The 19,785-nt window shown below is 65.0% G+C and carries 19 protein-coding genes and 1 pseudogene; 12 read left to right on the plus strand and 8 right to left on the minus strand.

Annotated features, from left to right (window positions below; genetic code table 11):
- Positions 1 to 7 precede the first annotated feature (7 nt).
- Complete coding sequence (gene cysD, locus NR187_RS02590) at positions 8 to 802, minus strand: sulfate adenylyltransferase subunit CysD (protein WP_211382096.1); 795 nt, start codon at positions 800 to 802, stop codon at positions 8 to 10.
- 245 nt (positions 803 to 1,047) lie between these two features.
- On the opposite strand from cysD, the gene cysG reads away from it, so the two are divergent.
- The 9 genes and pseudogenes from cysG to NR187_RS02635 all read left to right on the plus strand — a co-directional run bounded on the left by cysG (position 1,048) and on the right by NR187_RS02635 (position 8,742).
- The gene (cysG, locus tag NR187_RS02595; protein ID WP_256805651.1) at positions 1,048 to 2,484 is read left to right on the plus strand and encodes a siroheme synthase CysG; all 1,437 of its coding nucleotides are present in this window, start codon (positions 1,048 to 1,050) and stop codon (positions 2,482 to 2,484) included.
- Complete coding sequence (locus tag NR187_RS02600; protein ID WP_211382098.1) at positions 2,481 to 2,798, plus strand: DUF2849 domain-containing protein; 318 nt, start codon at positions 2,481 to 2,483, stop codon at positions 2,796 to 2,798. The genes cysG and NR187_RS02600 overlap by 4 nt, the downstream gene beginning before the upstream one ends.
- Before the next feature lie 11 nt (positions 2,799 to 2,809).
- A complete protein-coding gene (locus NR187_RS02605; RefSeq protein ID WP_256805652.1) occupies positions 2,810 to 4,465 on the plus strand; it encodes a nitrite/sulfite reductase in 1,656 nt (551 codons plus the stop codon).
- A complete protein-coding gene (locus NR187_RS02610) occupies positions 4,452 to 4,967 on the plus strand; it encodes a DUF934 domain-containing protein (protein WP_211382100.1) in 516 nt (171 codons plus the stop codon). Before NR187_RS02605 ends, NR187_RS02610 begins: the two co-directional genes overlap by 14 nt.
- On the plus strand, positions 4,964 to 5,695 hold the full coding sequence (locus NR187_RS02615) for a phosphoadenylyl-sulfate reductase (protein WP_256805653.1): 732 nt from the start codon (positions 4,964 to 4,966) through the stop codon (positions 5,693 to 5,695). The genes NR187_RS02610 and NR187_RS02615 overlap by 4 nt, the downstream gene beginning before the upstream one ends.
- Before the next feature lie 287 nt (positions 5,696 to 5,982).
- Positions 5,983 to 6,105 (plus strand): annotated as a pseudogene (locus NR187_RS34945) (sulfate ABC transporter ATP-binding protein); the annotation flags it as partial.
- Between the two features lie 90 nt (positions 6,106 to 6,195).
- Positions 6,196 to 6,699 (plus strand): CAP domain-containing protein, encoded by a 504-nt coding sequence (locus NR187_RS02625; protein ID WP_211382102.1) that lies wholly within the window; start codon positions 6,196 to 6,198, stop codon positions 6,697 to 6,699.
- 77 nt (positions 6,700 to 6,776) lie between these two features.
- Positions 6,777 to 7,952 carry a patatin-like phospholipase family protein gene (locus NR187_RS02630; RefSeq protein WP_211382103.1) on the plus strand — a complete coding sequence of 392 codons (1,176 nt, stop codon included), beginning with the start codon at positions 6,777 to 6,779 and terminating at the stop codon, positions 7,950 to 7,952.
- Between the two features lies 1 nt (position 7,953).
- On the plus strand, positions 7,954 to 8,742 hold the full coding sequence (locus NR187_RS02635; protein WP_211382104.1) for a 3-hydroxybutyrate dehydrogenase: 789 nt from the start codon (positions 7,954 to 7,956) through the stop codon (positions 8,740 to 8,742).
- A 57-nt stretch (positions 8,743 to 8,799) separates the two neighbouring features.
- On the opposite strand, the gene NR187_RS02640 is transcribed toward NR187_RS02635, so the two are convergent.
- The 3 genes from NR187_RS02640 to NR187_RS02650 all read right to left on the minus strand — a co-directional run bounded on the left by NR187_RS02640 (position 8,800) and on the right by NR187_RS02650 (position 12,157).
- Positions 8,800 to 9,624, minus strand: coding sequence for a sulfite exporter TauE/SafE family protein (locus tag NR187_RS02640; RefSeq protein ID WP_211382105.1), 825 nt, complete (start codon positions 9,622 to 9,624; stop codon positions 8,800 to 8,802).
- A gap of 197 nt (positions 9,625 to 9,821) precedes the next feature.
- Positions 9,822 to 11,189: an oligosaccharide flippase family protein gene (locus NR187_RS02645; protein ID WP_372702953.1), complete on the minus strand. Its 1,368-nt coding sequence runs from the start codon at positions 11,187 to 11,189 to the stop codon at positions 9,822 to 9,824.
- Positions 11,190 to 11,317: 128 nt separating this feature from the next.
- Positions 11,318 to 12,157 (minus strand): protein-disulfide reductase DsbD domain-containing protein, encoded by an 840-nt coding sequence (locus NR187_RS02650; RefSeq protein WP_211382107.1) that lies wholly within the window; start codon positions 12,155 to 12,157, stop codon positions 11,318 to 11,320.
- 142 nt (positions 12,158 to 12,299) lie between these two features.
- Between NR187_RS02650 and NR187_RS02655 the strand changes: the two genes are divergently transcribed.
- On the plus strand, positions 12,300 to 12,944 hold the full coding sequence (locus tag NR187_RS02655; protein ID WP_256805654.1) for a YqgE/AlgH family protein: 645 nt from the start codon (positions 12,300 to 12,302) through the stop codon (positions 12,942 to 12,944).
- Between the two features lie 189 nt (positions 12,945 to 13,133).
- On the opposite strand, the gene NR187_RS02660 is transcribed toward NR187_RS02655, so the two are convergent.
- Both NR187_RS02660 and NR187_RS02665 read right to left on the minus strand, forming a co-directional pair.
- Entirely contained in the window at positions 13,134 to 14,021 is an 888-nt protein-coding gene (locus NR187_RS02660) for a TauD/TfdA family dioxygenase (RefSeq protein ID WP_256805655.1), read from the minus strand.
- A 98-nt stretch (positions 14,022 to 14,119) separates the two neighbouring features.
- Positions 14,120 to 14,899, minus strand: coding sequence for an SDR family NAD(P)-dependent oxidoreductase (locus tag NR187_RS02665; RefSeq protein WP_211382112.1), 780 nt, complete (start codon positions 14,897 to 14,899; stop codon positions 14,120 to 14,122).
- Between the two features lie 112 nt (positions 14,900 to 15,011).
- Here NR187_RS02665 and NR187_RS02670 point away from each other — a divergent pair, with 112 nt between their 5' ends.
- Both NR187_RS02670 and NR187_RS02675 read left to right on the plus strand, forming a co-directional pair.
- Entirely contained in the window at positions 15,012 to 15,749 is a 738-nt protein-coding gene (locus NR187_RS02670; protein WP_256805656.1) for an SDR family NAD(P)-dependent oxidoreductase, read from the plus strand.
- Between the two features lie 100 nt (positions 15,750 to 15,849).
- Entirely contained in the window at positions 15,850 to 16,224 is a 375-nt protein-coding gene (locus NR187_RS02675; RefSeq protein ID WP_211382115.1) for a CsbD family protein, read from the plus strand.
- A 164-nt stretch (positions 16,225 to 16,388) separates the two neighbouring features.
- Here NR187_RS02675 and NR187_RS02680 read toward each other — a convergent pair whose 3' ends face one another.
- Positions 16,389 to 18,083, minus strand: coding sequence for an SGNH family hydrolase (locus NR187_RS02680; protein ID WP_256805657.1), 1,695 nt, complete (start codon positions 18,081 to 18,083; stop codon positions 16,389 to 16,391).
- A 169-nt stretch (positions 18,084 to 18,252) separates the two neighbouring features.
- Entirely contained in the window at positions 18,253 to 19,632 is a 1,380-nt protein-coding gene (locus NR187_RS02685; RefSeq protein WP_256805658.1) for a lytic murein transglycosylase, read from the minus strand.
- Between the last annotated feature and the right edge of the window lie 153 nt (positions 19,633 to 19,785).

A 19,785-nucleotide genomic window follows, 5' to 3' on the forward strand; every position in this document is an offset into this window, starting at 1 on the left:
TCCTTGATCAGAGATAGCCGGCGACGCGGAGGCGCTCGAAAGCGTCCTCGGTCTCGTGGTCGAGCGCGCGGCCGGCACGCTCCGGGACCTTGGTCTGTTCGAGCTCGATCAGGATCTCGTCGATGGTCGATGCGGTTGAAGCGACCGGATTGGTGATGTCCTGATCACCCAGCGAGCGATAGCGCTTGCCGTCCTTGGCGAGATACAGCGGGATGATCGGGATATTCTCGCGCTTGGTGTAGGCCCAGATGTCGGCCTCGGTCCAATGCAGGATCGGATGGATGCGCAAATGCGCACCCTGCGGCGGCGAGGCGTTGAAATGGTCCCAGAATTCCGGCGGCTGGTCGCGTACGTCCCAATTGCCTTCGAGCCCGCGCGGCGAGAACACGCGCTCCTTGGCGCGGGTCGCTTCCTCGTCGCGGCGGATGCCGGCGATCAGGCCGTCGAAGCCGTATTTGCTGAGCGCCATCTTGAGGCCCTCGGTCTTGCGCGCGGCGGAACGGGCGGCCGGCGGCAGCGTTGGGTCGACGGCATCGATGGGCGGGCAGGGCTCGACGCGCAGGTCGAGATCCCATTCCTTCCCGTAATGGTCGCGGAAGCGATACATCTCCGGAAACTTCTTGCCGGTGTCGACATGGAGGGCCGGGAACGGCAGACGGCCGAAGAACGCCTTGCGCGCCAGCCAGATCATGACGTTGGAGTCCTTGCCGAGCGACCACAGCAGGGCGATCTTCTTCAAGCGGGCAAAAGCCTCGCGGAAGATGTAGATGCTCTGGGCCTCGAGCTGGTCGAGATGGTCCATGCTCGGGGCAAGGTCAGCAGAAAATTCTCGCGCGTGCGCGCGCTCGGCCGGGGCCGGGCTGCTCAGTCCGCGAGCAGCGGGATTGTCCTTGAGAAGATGCATCTCTGCCACTTTGCGTTTGGAGGCGAAAATTCTATAGTTGCGATGCGAGAGAGAAGAAAAAATTTTCTCTTTGCGCGCTCGAAACGACACATATATAGAAAATAATTCCAGTCAACCCCGGATGTGGGGGAAGCGAGTATCGCATGCGGTTCTTGCCGGTGTTTCTCGATCTCAAGGCCGGTCCGGTGGTCCTCATCGGCGCGGGCGAGCTTCTGCGTGCCAAGCTGCGCGTGCTCGCCGCCGCCGGTGCGCGCATCCGCGTGCATGCGATCGACGGCAATCACGATCTGGGCCTCGGTCCTGACGATGCCGCGCGCATCGACATCGCGGCCGCCGATCCGCTGACCGCCGATCTCTCGGGCGTCATCGCCGTCGTCTGCGCCAGCGCCGGCGATGTCGGCGTTGCGATGTCAGTCCGCGCCAAGGCGCTCGGCCTGCCCGTCAACGTCATGGACGATCTCGAACATTCCAGCTTCATCTTCCCGGCGATCGTCGATCGCGGCGATGTCGTGGTCGCGGTCGGCACCGGCGGCACCTCGCCGGTGGTGGCGCGGCGCGTGCGCGAAAAGATCGAGGCGCTGCTGCCGGCGCGCATCGGCGAACTCGCCGAGTTCATCGGCGGCTTTCGCAAATCCATCAACGAGCGCATTGCCGAGTTTCCGCTGCGCCGCCGCTTCTGGGAGCGCGTCATCGACGGCCCGATCGGCGCTTCCGTGCTCGCCGGCCGCAAGGGTGAGGCGGATGCCGCGCTCAAGGCGATTGCCGATCCGTCTGCGTTCGCGCGTGCCGGCAAGCCGGAAGGCGCCGTCGCGCTGGTCGGCGCCGGGCCCGGCGATCCGGATCTGCTCACCATCAAGGCGCTGCGCGCGCTCCAGGATGCCGACATCGTCTTCCACGACGAGCTGGTCTCGCCTGAGATTCTCGACCGCATCCGCCGCGACACCACGCGCGTTGCGGTCGGCCGCCGCGTCGGCAAGCCCGGCATCGGCCAGGACGCCATCAACAAGCGCATGATCGAGGCCGCGCAATCCGGCCAGCGCGTGGTGCGGCTGAAGGGCGGCGATCCCTTCGTGTTCGGGCGCGGCGGCGAAGAAGTCGAAGCGCTGCGCGCAGCGGGTGTCGCCTATTCGATCATTCCCGGCATCACCGCAGGTCTCGGCGGCGCCGCCGATTTCGAGGTGCCGCTCACCTACCGCCATGAAGCGACCCGCATCACATTCCTCACCGCGCACAAGGCGCGCGACGCCGAAGTCGTCGACTGGTCGACGCTGAACGATTCCAGAATGACCGTCGTGGTCTACATGGGCATGACGGCTGCCCCCGCCATCCGCGCCGGCCTTTTTGCCGCCGGCCGTTCGCCGGAGACGCCGGTCGGCGTGTTCGCCCGCGTCACGCGCCCCGATGCGCAAGGCGCGATCGGCACGCTTCGCGACCTGCCCGAGCTCGTGCGCCGGACCCATGGTGGTCCCGCCATTCTCATCATCGGCGACGTGGTCCGGCATGCCGGTTCGCTTCGCCGCGAAACTTCCGAGAAAACCCCGAAGCAAATCATCTCTGACCTATTGGATGCAGCCGAATGACCTCCCCGCTCGAACAGAAGAAGATCAAGATCGCCGGCCCCTCGGTCGTGACCGCCAACCGCACCTGGGACGGCATCGTGGTGTACCGTACCGCCGCCAGGAGCTGGTCCGCGGAGCTCTCGGAAGCCGCGATCGTGCGCAACTCCGACGAGGCGAAAGCGTTGCTTGCCGAGTCGGTCGCCGATGACGTCGGTGCGATCGGTCCCTATATCGCACCGGTGCAGGTCGGCGCGGACGGCAAGATCGAACCCGGCAATCTGCGCGAACAGATCCGCCGCACCGGTGTGACCATCGGACAGCCGGCCCAGGTTTAAGGCATTCTCTTATGTACGCTTACGACGAAATCGACCGCACGCTCGTCAACGAGCGCGTTTCGGAGTTCCGCGACCAGGTGAAGCGCCGTCTCTCGGGCGAGCTCACCGAGGACGAGTTCAAGATCCTGCGGCTCCAGAACGGCGTCTATCTGCAACTGCACGCCTACATGTTCCGCGTCGCGATTCCCTACGGGACGCTGGCGTCGAACCAGTTGCGGGCGCTCGCCCACGTCGCGCGCAAATACGACCGCGGTTACGGCCATTTCACCACGCGGCAGAACATCCAGTTCAACTGGATCAAGCTCGCCGAACTGCCGGACGCGCTGGCCGATCTCGCCGAGGTCGGCATCCATGCGATGCAGACCTCCGGCAACAACATGCGCAACGTCACGTCGGACCAGTGGGCCGGCGTTGCGCCCGGCGAGATCGAGGATCCCCGCATCTGGTCGGAGCTGATCCGTCAGCACACCACGCTGCATCCGGAATTCTCGTTCCTGCCGCGCAAGTTCAAGATCGCGATCACTGCGTCGGACCACGACCGCGCCGCGATCAAGATCCACGACATCGGGCTGAAGCTGATCAAGAACGAGAAGGGCGAGACCGGCTTCGAAGTGCTGGTCGGCGGCGGTCTCGGCCGCACGCCGTTCATCGGCAAGACGATCAAGCATTTCGTCCATGGCCGCGATATTCTCAGCTATATCGAGGCGATCCTGCGGGTTTACAACCAGTACGGCCGCCGCGACAACATCTACAAGGCGCGCATCAAGATCCTGGTGCACGAGCTCGGCATCGAAAAATTTTCGCGCGAGGTCGAGGAGGAGTGGCAGCACATCCGCAACTCCTCGCTCCAGATCGACGACGAGGTGATCGAGGACATCCGCTCGCGCTTCACCTATCCCTCTTACGAGAAGCTGCCGCACAATCCCGACGAGCTGCGCCAGGCCGCGGCCGATCCGGATTTCGAGGCATGGCGCAAGAACTCGGTCGCCCCGCACAAGAACCCGGGATACTCCATCGTCACGATCTCGCTGAAGCCGATCGGGGCGCCTCCGGGCGATGCCACAGCCGAGCAGATGGACGCGCTCGCCGATCTCGCCGACAAATATTCCTTCGGTGAGATTCGCGTCGGCCACGAGCAGAACCTCGCACTGCCGCACGTCGCCAAGCGCGACCTGCCGGCGCTGTGGAAGGCGCTCGACAAGCTCGGGCTGGCGACGCCGAACGTCAATCTGATCACCGACATCATCGCCTGCCCGGGACTGGATTACTGCTCGCTGGCGAATGCGCGCTCGATCCCGATCGCGCAGGAGCTGACGCGGCGCTTCGCCAACCACGAGCTGGCCAATCTGATCGGCCGGCTGCACATCAACATCTCAGGCTGCATCAACGCCTGCGGCCATCACCATGTCGGCCATATCGGCATTCTCGGCGTCGAGAAGAACGGCGAGGAGGTCTACCAGATCACCATCGGAGGCCGCGCCGACGAGAGTGCCGCGCTCGGCAATCTGATCGGTCCCGGCGTCAAGTTCGACGAGGTCGCCGACGTCGTCGAGGACATCGTGGAAGCTTATCTGGCGCTGCGCGAGCGGCCCGAAGAGCTGTTCATGGACACGGTGAAGCGCCTCGGCGTCGAACCCTTCAAGGAGCGCGTCTATGCCACTCGTTAACGGCGGAAAGATCGCCGACGACAGCTTCGTCAAGCTCGCCGTCGACACGCCGCTGCCCGAGGGCGGCGACATTCTGGTGCCGGCCGAACGTTTCGTCGGCGAGGCGGATGCATTGCTCGAGCGGGCCGGCAAGGTCGGCGTGATCTGGCCGAACAATCGCGACATCGCCGAGCTGGTGCCCTATCTCGGCAAGATCGCCGTCGTCGCGCTGGTGTTCCCGACCTTCCGCGACGGGCGTGCCTACAGCCAGGCGCGGCTGCTGCGCGAGCGTTACAATTATCGCGGCGACTTGCGTGCCACCGGTCAGGTGCTGCGCGATCAGTTCGTGTTCATGCTGCGCGCCGGCTTCGATTCCTTCGAGGTCAAGAAGCAGGCCGATGCGGAAGCCTTCATGCAGACCGCCAAGCGCTATTCGGTGTTCTATCAGCCGACCGGCGACGGCCGCATCACCGCGCTGCACCGGCGCATGCAACTGCGTCACTCCGAAGGTGTCGGCACATGAACGCGATCGCACCTCCGGTTTCGTCGACATCCGTCTCTGCGCTGCCCTCGGCGGATGAGCTCGATCGTGCCCTGCGCGATGCCTCGCCCGCCGAAATCATCGCTGCTGCGCTCAAGACGGTCGGGCGCGACAAGCTGGCGCTGGTGTCGTCCTTCGGCACGGAATCGGCGACGCTGCTGAAGGTCATGGCCGACGTCGATCCTGCGATCCCGGTGATCTTCCTCGACACCGGCTGGCTGTTCGAGGAAACGCTGGCCTATCGCGATACGCTGATCGCGACGCTGGGCCTGAAGGACGTCCGCTCGATCAAGCCGGCAGAGGAGACGCTGTCGCGCGACGATCCCGACCGCGATCTCTGGTTCTCCGATCCCGACGCTTGCTGCCGCATCCGCAAGGTGGAGCCGCTGGCGCGCGCGCTGAAGCCGTTCGATGCGTGGCTCAACGGCCGCAAGCGTTTTCAAGGCAATGCGCGCGCCGACATTCCGGTCGTCGAGGACGACGGCGCGCGGTTGAAGTTCAACCCTTTCGCCAACGTCTCGCGCGAGGAACTCGAGGCTCTTTTCGTCCGCGCCAAATTGCCGCGTCATCCACTTGCGGCGTCCGGTTTTCGCTCGGTTGGGTGTATGCCTTGCACGAGCAGAACGACCGAGGGCGAAGACGAGCGCGCAGGTCGCTGGCGCGGCCGGGCCAAGACGGAATGCGGCATCCACACGATGAAGACTTCGTAGCAAAGTTGCGCTGCCGCGCCGCGAACAAGAAAATCCGGTTCCGTTGACTCGAGCGCGTTTCGACCCGAGTTATGCCTGCATGTCTTCGCTGACTCCAAGTCCTCGAAGTGAACGGAGATGGACAAGATACGTCGTATCGGTCCGCTCGCTGCAGGACTCCTCGTGACGGGTTTGCTGGCCGATGCCGACCTGCAATATTGGTATACCAAGGCAGGCCAGGAGATCGCGGCGCGCAACTTCTACCGGCCGCGCGATCCCGAGATCGCTAAAAACGCGAAAACTCCGTTGCCGAGGTCGCGCTGTCGGGCGGGGAGACCATCGAGATCGACGCCCCCCGCGGCCGGCAACTGCGCGCCGGCGACACGATCGGCCTGGAGCCCCGCCGCTACCGGATCTTTGCGGGCGCCTGAGCTGCCACGTTGGGTCGAATTTTCTTCAAAATTCACCTTTCAGCCACGGTTGGTATGCAACAACGGCCCCTCATTTGGGGGCTTCCGACCATGCGCGCTGCGGCCGCAATTCTCATCACTTTGCTGCTTGCCGGCTGCGCCGGCAATGAAGCGCCGGTCCAGCAACCCTCGATGTATGCCGACATGGCGGTTCCGGGCTCCAAGCTCGATGCACAGGCGGCCGCGATCATGATTTCGCAATACCGCCAGAACAACGGGCTCGGCACCGTCGTCGTCGACCCCGATCTGATGCGGCTCGCCGAATCCCAATCGCAGGCCATGGCGGCGGCCAACAAGATGGACCATGACGTGCGCGCGCCGCTGGCCAAGCGACTGGCCGCCGGCAGCTATCCCGCCACCGTGGCGGTCGAGAACGTCTCGGCCGGCTATCATACGCTGGCGGAAGCGTTTTCCGGCTGGCGCGACTCGCCCCCGCACCGCGCCAACATGCTCAAGAGCGGTGTCACAAAATTGGGCATAGCGGCGGGCTATGCTCCCGGCACCAAATACAAGGTGTTCTGGACCATGATCCTGGCCTCGACTGATCCCCGATAAGCCAGACTTGATCCCGGATGCATTGACGCCGCGGCGATCTGTCGCCACGGTCGCTCGCCATCTGCTATTGTTCCAGCATGATCGATCATAGCCCGGAAGTCGCAACAGTCCCCGCGAATGCGCAACGCGTCCTGGTTCTCCAGGGCGGCGGCGCGCTCGGCTCCTATCAGGCCGGCGCCTATCAGTCGCTGTGCCATTTCGATTTCGAGCCCGAGTGGGTGGCCGGCATCTCGATCGGCGCCGTCAACGCCGCGATCATTGCCGGCAACGAGGGCCCGACCCGCGTCAAGCGGCTAAAGGAATTCTGGGAGATGGTTTCCGCGCCGGTGCCGTGGAAACCGATCGGCAAGAGCGACCATAGCCGTGAACTGTTCAATTCGACCAGCGCGGCGCTGATCGCGACCTTCGGCGTGCCCGGCTTCTTCACGCCGCGCGTTCCGCCCGCGCCGATGTGGCCACCCGGGAGCCCGCAGGCCGAAAGCTATTACGACACTGCGCCGCTGAAGAAGACGCTGGAGCGGCTGGTCGATTTCGATCGCATCAACGATCTGAAAACGCGCCTGTCGGTCGGCGCGGTCGGCGTCACCTCGGGCAACTTCAAATATTTCGACAATTACGAGTTCAGGAAGCTCGGCAAGAAGATCGGCCCCGAGCACATCATGGCCTCGGGCGCGTTGCCGCCGGGCTTTCCGTCCGTCGTGATCGACGGCGAGCATTATTGGGACGGCGGCATCGCCTCCAATACCCCGCTCGATTACGTGCTCGATGCCGAGGTCGATCGCGACATGCTGATCTTCCAGGTCGATCTGTTCAGCGCGCGCGGCGATCTGCCGAATTCACTGCTCGAGGCCACCGAGCGCGAGAAGGACATCCGCTTCTCCAGCCGCACGCGGATGAACACCGACAAGAACAAGCAGGTGCACAACGCCCGCAGGGCGGTGCGCGACCTGATCGGCAAATTGCCGGATTATCTGAAGAACGACCCGTCCGTCGAATTCCTCGCCAAGATCTCGCGCGAAAGCACCGTCACCGTGGTGCATCTGATCTATCGCAGCAAGAACTACGAATCATCGTCCAAGGATTACGACTTCTCGCATGTCGCCATGGTCGAGCATTGGGAGGCCGGCGTGCGCGACGTGCATCTGTCGATGCGCCACAAGGATTGGCTCGAGCGGCCGCAGTCCGGCGAGACCATGGTGACCTACGATCTCACGGGGGACGTCACCGCGCCCCCGCCAAAAAGGAGCGAATAATATGGGTAGTCTGTCAGGCAAGAATGCCGTCGTGACCGGGTCGACCAGCGGCATCGGGCTCGCCTATGCGCGGGGCTTCGCCGGCGCCGGCGCCAACGTCGTCATCAACGGGTTCGGCTCGCCCGAGGACATCGAGAAGGAGCGCGCCAAGATCGAGTCCGATTTCGGCGTGAAGGCGGTCTATTCTCCTGCCGACATGACCAAGCCGGCGGAAATCGCCGGGATGATTGCCCTCGGCGAGAAGAGCTTCGGCTCGGTCGACATCCTCGTCAACAATGCGGGCATCCAGTTCGTTTCGCCGATCGAGGAATTCCCGCCGGAAAAGTGGGACCAGATCATTGCGATCAACCTGTCTTCGGCCTTCCATGCCATTCGCGCTGCCGTCCCCGGCATGAAGAAGAAGGGCTGGGGCCGCATCATCAACACGGCGTCGGCGCATTCGCTGGTCGCCTCGCCCTTCAAGTCGGCCTACGTGTCGGCCAAGCACGGCATCGCCGGTCTCACCAAGACCGTGGCTCTGGAGGTCGCGACCAACAAGATCACCTGCAACTGCATCAGCCCCGGCTATGTCTGGACGCCGCTGGTGGAGAAGCAGATCCCCGACACGATGAAGGCGCGCAATCTGACCCGCGAGCAGGTCATCAACGACGTGCTGCTCGACGCGCAGCCGACCAAGGAGTTCGTCACCTCCGAGCAGGTCGCAGCACTCGCCCTGTTCCTGTGCAGCGATGACGCCGCGCAGATCACCGGCACCAACCTCTCGATCGACGGCGGCTGGACCGCGGAGTAGGGCTTTCGGATCGGGTTACGAAAACGGCGGGAGCGCGATGCTCCCGCCGTTTTTCGTTCAATGGCTCCAGGCCAGCGCCGTCACGAACGCCGATGACAGGTTCAGCTCCGCGAAGATGATCTTGCCTGCGACCACGGCGAGCACGCAGGCAAGGGCGATGCGCAGTACCGTTTCCGGCACACGTGTCGCGCTGAAGCTGCCGACGATGATGCCGGGCAGCGAGCCCAGCAGCAGCACGCCCATGAGAGCCCAATCGACATCGCCAAGGGCCCAATGTCCGATGCCGGCGACCAGCGTCAGCGGCACCGCATGGGCGATGTCGGAGCCCACGATGGTCGCCATCGGCAGGCGCGGGTAGAGCAGCAGCAGCACGGTGACGCCGACCGCGCCGGCGCCGACGGATGAAATCGAGACCAGCACGCCGAGCACGATGCCGGTGATGACGGTCGCGATCGCGGTGGTGCGGTCATCGACCTGCTCGAGGCGCCGGCGACAGCGCTCCATGATCGACCTGCGGAAGATCAGCGAGGTCGCAGTCAGCAGCAGTGCGAAGCACAGCACGAGGTTGACGAGATTGCGCTCGGAATCGCTTTTGAGGTCGAGCTTCCACAGCACGAGCAGGGTCAGTGCGCTCGCCGGAATGCTGCCGCAGGCAAGCCGCAGCACCGCCGGCCAGTGCACGCTGCGCGACCAGCCATGCACGACGCTGCCGCCGGTCTTGGTGGCGGCGGCATAGAGCAGGTCGGTCCCGACGGCGGTGGAGGGATGGACGCCGAACAGCAGGATCAGCAGCGGCGTCATCAACGAGCCGCCACCCACGCCGGTCATCCCGACAAGCAGGCCGACGCCAAAACCGGAGGCGACATAGAGCGGATCAATCATGCCTTTTGAATCTTAGGTTTATCTCGTCGATTGGGCAATACGACGTAGAATGAACTTTCCCTGTGGCGCAACTGCTTGGGTGCAATAAGAAGAATCGTGCTGCCGCCCGTGAACAGGCAGGAGTTTCGCCGCGTTCATCGGCATGGCGCGAAACCGTTGTTCCCCAGGGCAAGCGCCGAAAGAGCAGTACGCTGGACCTATTTTCCGAACGCCAGCACGTGCAGGCCGAGCCGCTGCCGCACGATCCAGAACAGCAGCACCGTCTCGAAGCAAAGCGAGATCGAGGTCGCGGCCGCGGCGCCGTGGCCGCCGTAGCGGGGCACCAGCGCGATGCAGAGCACCAGGTTCATCACGAAGGCCAGCGCATAGGCCAGCGCGCAGATCTTCTGCTGGCCGAGCATGTTGAGCAGACGTTCCACCGGCCCGATCGCGGAGCGGACCACGAGGCCAATCGCGGCGACGAACATGATGTCGTAGCCGACGGTGAATTGCGGCCCGAACAGCCAGAGCAGTGGCTTGCCGAGCGCGAGCAAAACGATCGTCGCCGCCAGCGACGGCCAGAACGTCCAGTTGATGGCGTGCGCGACATAGGCGGACAGGCGGGCCTTGTCGCCGAGCGCATTGTATTCGGCAAAGCGGTGCGCGGTCGTCGCCGACATCGCGTAGTGGATGAACGACACCAGCGCCAGCGTCTTCACCACCGCGAAATAGACGCCAACCTCGTCGGAGGGGCGGAACTGCTGCAGCACCAGCACGTCGGTGTAGGACAGCAGCAGGTAGAAGCTCTCGACCAGCAGGATCGGCAGCGAAACGGCGAGCCAGCCGCGGATGTCGTAGGCCTTGGGGCCCTGCTCGATGTGATCGGCGAGCCTGCGGTTCAGCACGACCATCTGTCCGGTCATGGCGATCCACACCGCGCCGGCGCTCGCGGCCATCGCGGCGACCGCGCCCAGATGATAGCCGAGCAGGAAGGCGCTCGCCGTGATGCCGATGATCAGGGCCTGGCGGATGATGAATTGCGGCATCAGGCCGAGCTGCATCCAGTCATGCGAGCGCGCGATGCCGTCCTGGGTGTTGGCGACGACGAAGGCGGGCAGCGTCATGCAGCCGATATAGAGCGGCAGCACCTCGGCCGGATTGATCCAGGGCGACAGCAATTTGACGATGCCGGCGAGGCCAAGCGACACCAGCGCGGAGACAGCGAAGGTCAGCCAGCGGCTGCCGGAGAGAAAGCCGCGCAGCAGCGCATGCTCGCCGCCGGTACGATACTCCGGGATGATTTTTTGCGCGGAAGCGGAGATGCCGAAGTCCATCATGCTGCCGAGCAGCAGCACCCAGGTCCAGACATAGACATAGACGCCGTAGTCGGACGTGCCCATCCAGCGCGCGAGCAGGACCTGCGAGAAATACGCCAGGCCCGCGCTGATGACGCGGATGATGAAGATGGTGCCGGCCAGACGCCGCGTCAGCGACGCCTCGCTCGAGCCGCCCGTGAGCTTGGCCCGCAGCCGCGCGATCAGCCCGGCCGGTCCGGTCGTTGCGGGGTCTGCATCCATCACGGCCAATTCGAACAGTCCCCGGGGCGCACGCGCATGCCGCGGCAGGCTTGCCGCAGCAGCCTTTGGAATTAGCAACCATTCGTTAAGATTCTGTTGGGCGGGGCAATACCCCTCGCGCTAGGCCGGGACGACAACTACTCCAGATTCATATTGAATTCGTACGATTTCTCCGGCCCGACCAGCGTGAATTTCAGCGCCGCGCCGTCGGGCTTGGCGCCCGGCGGCAGCCCGTCGAGCTCGAACGAGAAACGCTTCACGCCGGGCGGGCTGGGCTCGACCGGCGCGGGAATCGGCAGCGACCAATCCGGCGTCGGGCCTTCCACGTACAAATTGACGCCGCGGCTGTCAGGCACGACCACGTCGACCACCACGTTCTTGGGTCCGTCGCGCCTGATGTCGCGGATGGTGAGCGGATTGGGATCGCCGACATTCGCGGGTTTCGGCACGGTGTCGAGCGCTGCACGCAGATTGGCGTCCTCGGTCGAGGCGACGTTGTTGAAACCAAGCTCGGCGCTGGCCTCGACAGGAATGCAGAGCTTCTCGCACACCGCGTAATTGATCTCGGCGCGCAGCGTCACCGGCTTGTCGGCGGCCTTGGCGACGATGCGCAAGGGCAGCACGATCTGGTCGTGATAGCCGATCGAATGGCCGCCTGCGCCGTCGTCGAACTTCTGCGGCGCCGGCCACATCACGGTCACCGCTTCGACATTGTCTGATTTCGAGAAGTCGAACCGTGGCGGGACGCCGGAATCGCCGGGCATGCGCCAGTAGGTTTTCCACCCCGGCTGGATCTGGAACGCGATACCGCCGAGCAGGACCGCGCCGCTGCGCGATCCTGCGAGCAACCGCACCGCGGAATGTCCGTCGCGCTGCCACGGCGAGGAGTCGTCGGCACGGGCTGCGATGGCCAGCGACGACGCAAGCAGGGTTGTCACGACGCCAACCGCCGCACGCAGGGGAACTCTTGTCAGCATGGCACGTCTTTACAGGGGCGTCCCGAGGCAAGCCATTGAATTGCTTGTGATGGATGCACTTCAATCAAGTCCCGGCAAGCCTTGATTTGACAGCCGCCCGGCCCGACATCAGGATAGGAATTGAAACCGGAGTGCTTCACCGATGGCTCCCACAGGCAAGAGGACGGGCGAAAGCACCCGCAAGCCGGCCCCCGCGCTCCCGAGTACGGCGGGTTACCTCGATGGACGGTTGCTGATCGCGATGCCCGTGATGGGCGACGAGCGCTTCGAGCGCTCGGTGATCTACCTCTGCGCCCACTCCGCCGAAGGCGCCATGGGCATCATCGTGAACCACCCGGCCGGCAGCATCGACTTCCCCGAGCTGTTGCAGCAACTCGGCATCATCAGGAAGGGCGAGCACATCAAGCTGCCGGAGAATGCCGAGAGCATGAAGGTGCTGCGGGGCGGTCCGGTCGATACCGGCCGCGGCTTCGTGCTGCACTCCAGCGATTTCTACATCGAGAACGCGACGCTCCGGATCGACGACGGCGTCTGCCTCACGGCCACCGTCGACATCCTGAGGGCGATCGCCAACGGCTCCGGCCCCAAGCACGCCATCCTCGCGCTCGGCTATGCCGGCTGGGCGCCGGGCCAGCTCGAGACCGAAATCCAGAGCAATGGCTGGCTGCATTGCGATGCGGATTCGGATCTGATCTTCGGCGACGACGTCGATGAAAAATACGGCCGCGCGCTGCGCAAGATCGGCATCGATCCCGGCATGCTCTCGAACGAGGCAGGGCACGCGTAGCTCTGTGGCTAGTGACGATCTCACGGCCGTCATTGCGAGGAGCGAAGCGACGAAGCAATCCAGAATCCTTCAGCGATGACAGTCTGGATTGCTTCGCTTCGCTCGCAATGACGGAGTTTGTTGAGGCGGTCCGCTCTCGTTGTCGGTATCCTCCGCTGTTGTCTCGGCCTTCGCCGGTGAATGCCGCCTCTACTCCGCCGCCTGCTGCTGCACCGTCGGCTCCGTCCCGGCCACCGTCGCGCGGCGCATGTCACGGGGCTGGGACTGATCGTAGCGGCGGACGCGGTGCATGGTCTGGCGGTTGTCCCACATCACGAGATCATGCAGCTTCCATTTATGCACGTAGACGAACTCGCCTTGCGTCGCGTGCTCGTTGAGGTCGCACAGCAAAAGGCGGCCCTCCGGCACGCTCATGCTGACGATCTTGCCGGCATGCGATGACAGATACAGCGACTTGCGGCGATGAACCGGATGGGTGCGCACGAGACGTTGCAGCACCGGCTTGAACATCTCCTTCTCGTCGTCGGTATACTCGGTGAAGCCGAGCGAGCCCCGCGAATACATCAGCGAATGCTCGCAGACGAGGTCCTCGATCTCCGTCTTGGTCTCGTCGTCGAGCGCGTCATAGGCGGCACGCATGTCGGCGAATTCGGTGTTGCCGCCCTTCGGGTTCACCACGCGCGCCGACAGCAGCGAGAATTTTGCCGGGATCGGGCGGAACGAGCTGTCGGAATGCCACAGGCAGTTGCCGAGGTTGAACAGATGCGCCCGGCTGTCCTTCGCCAGTGGCTTGCCGTCCTTGCCGAGATTGGAGACGTCGTTGAGGCCCGACTGGAGCCGGTAGTCCTTTTCCTTCGTGACCGTGCCGCCGCGTGCGTCCTCGCGCTGGCCGAAATTCAGCGCGAAGGCCATCTGCTGTTCGTCGGTGATGTCCTGGTCGTGGAACACCAGCACCGCATATTTGTCCATGGCGGCCTCGACTTCGCGGGCCTCGGCCTCGGTGAGAGGCTTTCGCAAGTCGAGGCCCGAAACCTCGCCGACAAAATGTTTCTGAAGCTGCCGGATGGCGATCGTCATGACGTTGTCTCCCGCGGACCGCGAGCGGTTGGTCCCGCTCTGTTGAGGAAAAAGCTACTCCGGCGGCCGGCGATGTCAACGCTCGGTGCGCATGGCTCTCACGCGTTGCGCGCCATCAGGCCGCCGTCAACCGGGATCACCGCGCCGGTGAGGAAGGACGCCGCCGGCAGGCACAGGCTCAGCGTCATATGCGCGACCTCCTCGGGATCGCCGTAGCGGCCGAGTGCAGTGCGGCGCTTGGCGTAGATGGTCTTGTGCTCCTCCGAGATGCGGTCGGTGATGGCGGTGCGGATCGGCCCCGGGCAGATGCAGTTCACGGTGATGCCCTCGCGGCCGAGCTCGACCGCGAGCGAGCGGGTAAGGCTTGCGACGCCGCCCTTCGCCGCGGAATAGGGGCTGTGCAACGCGGTGGCGCCGAGCGCCTCGGTCGAGGCGATGTTGACGATCCGCGCGCACTTCGATCGGCGCAGATGCGGCAGAGCGGCGCGGATGATGCGTGGATGCGCCGTCAGCATCACCGCGATGCCCCTGGCCCAGGCATCCTCGTAGGCCTCGTCGTCGATCGCGACGCGCACGGAGATGCCGGCATTGTTGACGACGACGTCGAGACCGCCGAAATGCGCGGCGACGTCGCCGACCACGCGCTTGATCTCGCCGGCGTCGGCAACGTCGAGCTTCCACGCCTTCGCTGCTCCGCCGGTTGCCGAGATCTCCTTGGCGACAGCATATGCGCCTTGCTCGTCATGATCGGTGACGGCGACGCTGGCGCCTTCGCTTGCGAACACGCGCGCGGTCGCGCGTCCCATGCCGCTGGCCGCGCCGGTGACGAGAACGGTCAGGCCCTTTACGGATCGGCTGAGCTCCTTGAAATCGGACATGCTGTTTCCTCGCGGCGTGCTTGTTCTTGTTATGATTGACAAGGCTGGCATCGATCCGCAGACAGGTCAAACAAGCGAGACAAAAGGCGCGCAGAACAAAAGGGAGGCCGCGATGACGAACGAGCTGGATTTCTCGGGCAGGCAGGTGCTGGTCGTCGGCGGTTCCAGCGGCATCGGCAACGGCATCGCGCAAGCCTTTCGTGTCAGGGGCGCAGCCGTTGCGGTCTGCGGCACACGCGCTCACGCAACGGAATATTCAGCCGAGGAAGGCTCCGATCTCACCGGTCTTTCCTACGCGCAGCTCGACGTCGCCAATGCCGGCGCGATCGAGGCGTTCAAGCCGTCCTTCGACAAGCTGGATGTCCTCGTGCTCGCGCAGGGCGCGGTGCTCTATCGCCGCGGCGAATTCGAGATGGATGGCTTCCGCAAGGTCGTCGAGGTCAATCTGATGAGCCTGATGGCCTGCGCCACGCGATTTCATTCCATGCTGCGGGATGCGCGGGGATCGCTGATCATGGTGTCTTCGACCGCGGCCTATCATTCCACCATGGGCAATCCCGCCTACAACGCCTCGAAGACCGGCGCGGTCGGATTGACGCGGACGCTGGGCGAGGCCTGGGCCGAGGACGGCATCCGCGTCAACGGCATCGCGCCCGGCCTCGTCGACACCAAGATGACGAAGGTGACGACCGACAATCCCAAGCGGCTCGAAGGCGCGCTGGCGCGCATTCCGCTGCGGCGATTGGGCACGCCGGCCGACATGGCGGGCGCGGCCCTGTTCCTGGCGTCGCCGCTGTCGTCCTACATCATCGGCCAGACACTGGTCGTCGATGGCGGGCTCATCCTGTAGCTCATCCGGCTAGACACTCACCCGCATTACACTTTCGCAAAGACTTGGAACTGTGCTGCTCCTGATCGGTTACTTGGGCTGACCCCGGAGGAGGAGCATCATGGATAAAGATCGGATCGTCGGATCGGCCAAGGAATTCGCTGGACGCGCGGAAGGCGCTGTCGGAGATCTGGCCGGCGATGCGCAGACACAGGCGTCGGGCAAGGCGCGCGAAGCCGCCGGCACCGTGCAGAATCTCTACGGCCAGGCCAAGGACGCCGTACGCGACGCCGGCGAAACGGCGGCCGGCTACGCCAAGGACGCCTACGAGAACAGCGGCGAGACTTTCCGCGACGGCACGCAGGCAATTAGCCAGAAGGTGCAGGACAACCCGCTTGGCTCGTTGCTCATCGCCGGTGGCATCGGGTTCGCACTCGCGCTGCTGATGTCGCGGCCCGCCCGCCGCCCGCCGCCGCGCTGGCGCTACTACGGCTAAGCCGACGCTCGATAACCAAAGGGCCCCGGACGCAGGGCGGCCTGGGCGATGCGTAGCATCGTCCGGAAACGCCGCATTGCTGAACCGGGGCCCATTCTTTTTGGGAATGCCGCATATGCCGGGTCCCGACTCTGCGCAGCAGCGTTGCGGCGCGTTCGGAACAATTACCTGAGCACTTCCGCCGATCGTCCGACATTGCCCGGTGGACGCGGGATCGCGGGGTTCGGATTGGGATTGCGCGGCCCCGGCGCCAGTTGACGCGGCGGGGGCGGCGGGGGCGGCGGGGAGCCGAAGCCGAAGAAATCACGCATCGATGGCGCCGCCTGCGCCGGCTGCTGCGGCACCGGCGGCTTCTTCGGCGCGAGCTTTGGCGGCGCGATCGCTGCGGCCGCACCCGGCGTGCCGCCGTCGGGCGTCGTCACGGCCATCGGCGTATCGCCCTTGGCCTGCTCGCGGCCGACTTCGCGGCGCGGCCAGGCATAATCGTCGGCGCGGCCAGCGGGCGGGGCCAGCGGCTCGCCCTTCACCATCGTCCTTGCGGCGAGCGCATCGACGGCGGCGGGACGCGAGCCCGGTCCGCCCAGCAATTGATCGGTCGAGATCGAGGCCGCAACCAGCGGCACGATCGGGCCGGCCAGCGGCCGCGGCGCCGGCTTGCCGGGCTCGGCGCTGGTGTCGGGCGTACCCGGTTCGCTCGGCAGCGCGATCGGGCCGGACCGTCCCGCGAGCAGGCGCGTGATCTCGCGCTCGACATAATGGGCGAGCTTGCGCGCGCCGGGCTTGGTGAAATAGACGCCGTCATAGCTGCGGAGCTGACGGATCTGGCCTTCGAAGTCCGGCCCCTTCTGCAGGAAGCGGCCGGCCTCGTCGACAAAACCGTCCCAGACGTCGACATAGGTGATGCCGGCCTTGGCCGCGCCTTCGCGATAGAGCGAATCCAGGAACAGCATGTCCGCCGTGCCCTTGGGACCGCGGATCGCGGGCAGGCCGACCCAGAGCACCGGCACGCCCCTGGCCTTGAGAACGTTGGCGAGCTCCTCGATCTTCTTGCCGTAGAGCTCGACCCAGCGCTCGTCGCGGAATTCGTAGAGACCGTTCGGGTTGCGCGCGGTCTTCTCCGGCGCGGTCGCAGGCGCGTCGGCGTTGTCGGCATCGTCCTGCGGCAGGTCGGTGTCGGCCGGCTTGTCGTCCGGCTTGGCGGCGGTGTCGGGCTTGGCATCGCCGGGCTTGTCCCCTGGCTTGCCTTGCGGCTTGGCGCGTGCGCCCTTGTCGTTCTTCTTGTCCTTGTCCGAGGCCTTGTCCGTTTTGTCGGGCGCAGCCTCGCGGATCGCGATGCGGTCGTTGAGGCCGAGCATGACGACGATGACATCGGGCTTCTCGGTTTCGAGAATGCCCTTGGCCGCAGCTGTCCAGTCCGAGGGCTCGCCCTTCGGCTGGTACTTGATCAGGCCTGAGGTGGTCCTGTGCTTGCGGATCACGCCCATGTCGGGCTGTTCGGTGTAGGCGTCTTCGAGTCCGTAGGCGAGCCAGTCGGCCATGGCGTCGCCGATCACGAGCACGTTCTTGTCGGGGATGGTGTCGCGCTTGGCCGGCGCCGGCGCGCGCGAAAAGTCCTGGCGCGGGGCTTGCGGCTGTTGCTGCTGGAACGGCGCGAAGAAGTCGCCGCCGAACCAGCCACCGCCACCTCCGCCGTTTCGTGGCGGCGGGGCAGAGCGCTGCGGCGGGCCGCCGAAGCCGGGGAAGTTGAAGAACTGCGCCGAGGCCGGTCCCGCGACCGACACCAGAATCGCAAGCGCCGTCCCCAGCGCGATCAGCGGGCCGGTCTCGGTCAGCGCCTTGAAAAGGGACTTCTTCGACATGCGATCTCGGGCACGCGCAATGGGGATTGGAAGCAGCTCGATATAATAACGGAATCAGGCGCCAAACGGGCAGATTCTCTTTCAGATTCTCGTTGATACACCGGGGAACAGTCGTCCCCGTCAAGGCTGCCGGCCAAAATCCCCGTTCAGGGTTACTTTCGGCGCGATTTTACCGCCCGCGCAGCCGGTCCAGCACGTCGGAGGAGGCAAAACCGTCCGCGGGGACCCCGATCGAGGCCTGGAAGTTGCGCAGGGCCTCCCGGGTCTGGCCGCCGAACTGGCCGTCCGGGGTGCCCTTGTAGAAGCCGCGCTGGGCCAGCAGTTGCTGGAGTTCCAGCCGCTCGGTGCGTGCCAGCTCCCGCTCCTGGCGCGGCCATGGCTGCACGAAGGGCTGCCCCCCGCGCAGGCGGTCGGCGAAATGCCCGATCGCCAGCGCATAGGCCTCGGCCGGATTGTACTTCATGATGACGCGGAAGTTCTGCAGCATCAGGAAGCCCGGCCCCTGCGCGCCGGCGGGCGCCAGCAGATAGGCTTTCTCCGCCGGGTGCGTGAACGGCTGGCCCGCCGGACGCTTGAGCCCGAGCTTCTCCCATTGCGCGAGCGTCATCGCCTTGGCGCGGTCGGCCAGCATGTAGTTGAAGCCCTGCGGCACCACGACCTCATAGCCCCAGGTCTGACCGGACTGCCAGCCGTCCTTCTTCAGATTGTTGGCGGTCGATGCGATCAGGTCGGAGGGATTGTCGACGACGTCGCGCCGTCCATCGCCGTCGCCGTCGACGGCAAAACGCTTGAACGCGGTCGGCATGAACTGGGTCGGGCCGAAGGCGCCGGCCCAGGAGCCGCGCATCTGTTCAGGGCGTAGATCGCCGCGATTGACGATCTCCAGCGCGGAGAGGAATTCGTCCTTGAAGTAAGCCTGGCGGCGGCCGATGCAGGCGAGCGTCGCCGTCGATTGCAGCACGCTGCGGTCGCCCATCTGCGTCGAGTAGTTGGATTCGATGCCCCAGATCGAGGCGACGATATAGCGGTCGACGCCGGTGGCCTTTTCGGTGGCGTCGAACTGCGCCTTGTACTTGGCGAGCACCTCGCGGCCCTTGGCGAGGCGGTTGTCGTTCACGAGGATGTCGAGATAGTCCCAGATCGACTTGGTGAACTCCGGCTGTGAATCCATCAGGTCCATGATGCGCAGGTCGGGGGCGAGCCCTGCGGTGAAGCGCTGGAAATTCTCCTGCGTGATGCCGCGCCGTGCGGCATCGGGCCACATCGCAGCGACGCAATTGTTGAAATTGCCGGCAGCCTCGCGGATCGCGGCGGCCGTCATCAGCGGATGGCCGGAAGCGCCGTCCTCGCCGCTCCAGGGTTGAGCGCCGCCCGGCGGAGCTTGCGCGGGAGCAGGGTTCGAGCCGGAGAAAATCCCGCCGAACAGGTTCGACAGGCCGTTCTGCGCCTGTGCCTGAGCGCAAGCCGGCAGCAGCAACGCGGCCGCGATCATCGCTCCGCTGGTCACAAATCCAGCACGTTTTGCCAGCCCTGCCATCGATTGCATCATGTCCAACCCGTCGACCTGAAAATCCGCCTTCAGGAGGCCCGGTTACGGTTGCCAATAGCTTAACAAAGGTGAAATTTTGGTGACGGGCTTTTTCTCAACTTCGCAAGGACGAGGCCCCACATCCGCCTTTGTTAGCGGCTGCAAACAAGCTAG

The sequence above is a fragment of the Bradyrhizobium sp. Bra64 genome, assembly GCF_024519875.1.
Taxonomy (GTDB): domain Bacteria; phylum Pseudomonadota; class Alphaproteobacteria; order Rhizobiales; family Xanthobacteraceae; genus Bradyrhizobium; species Bradyrhizobium japonicum_G.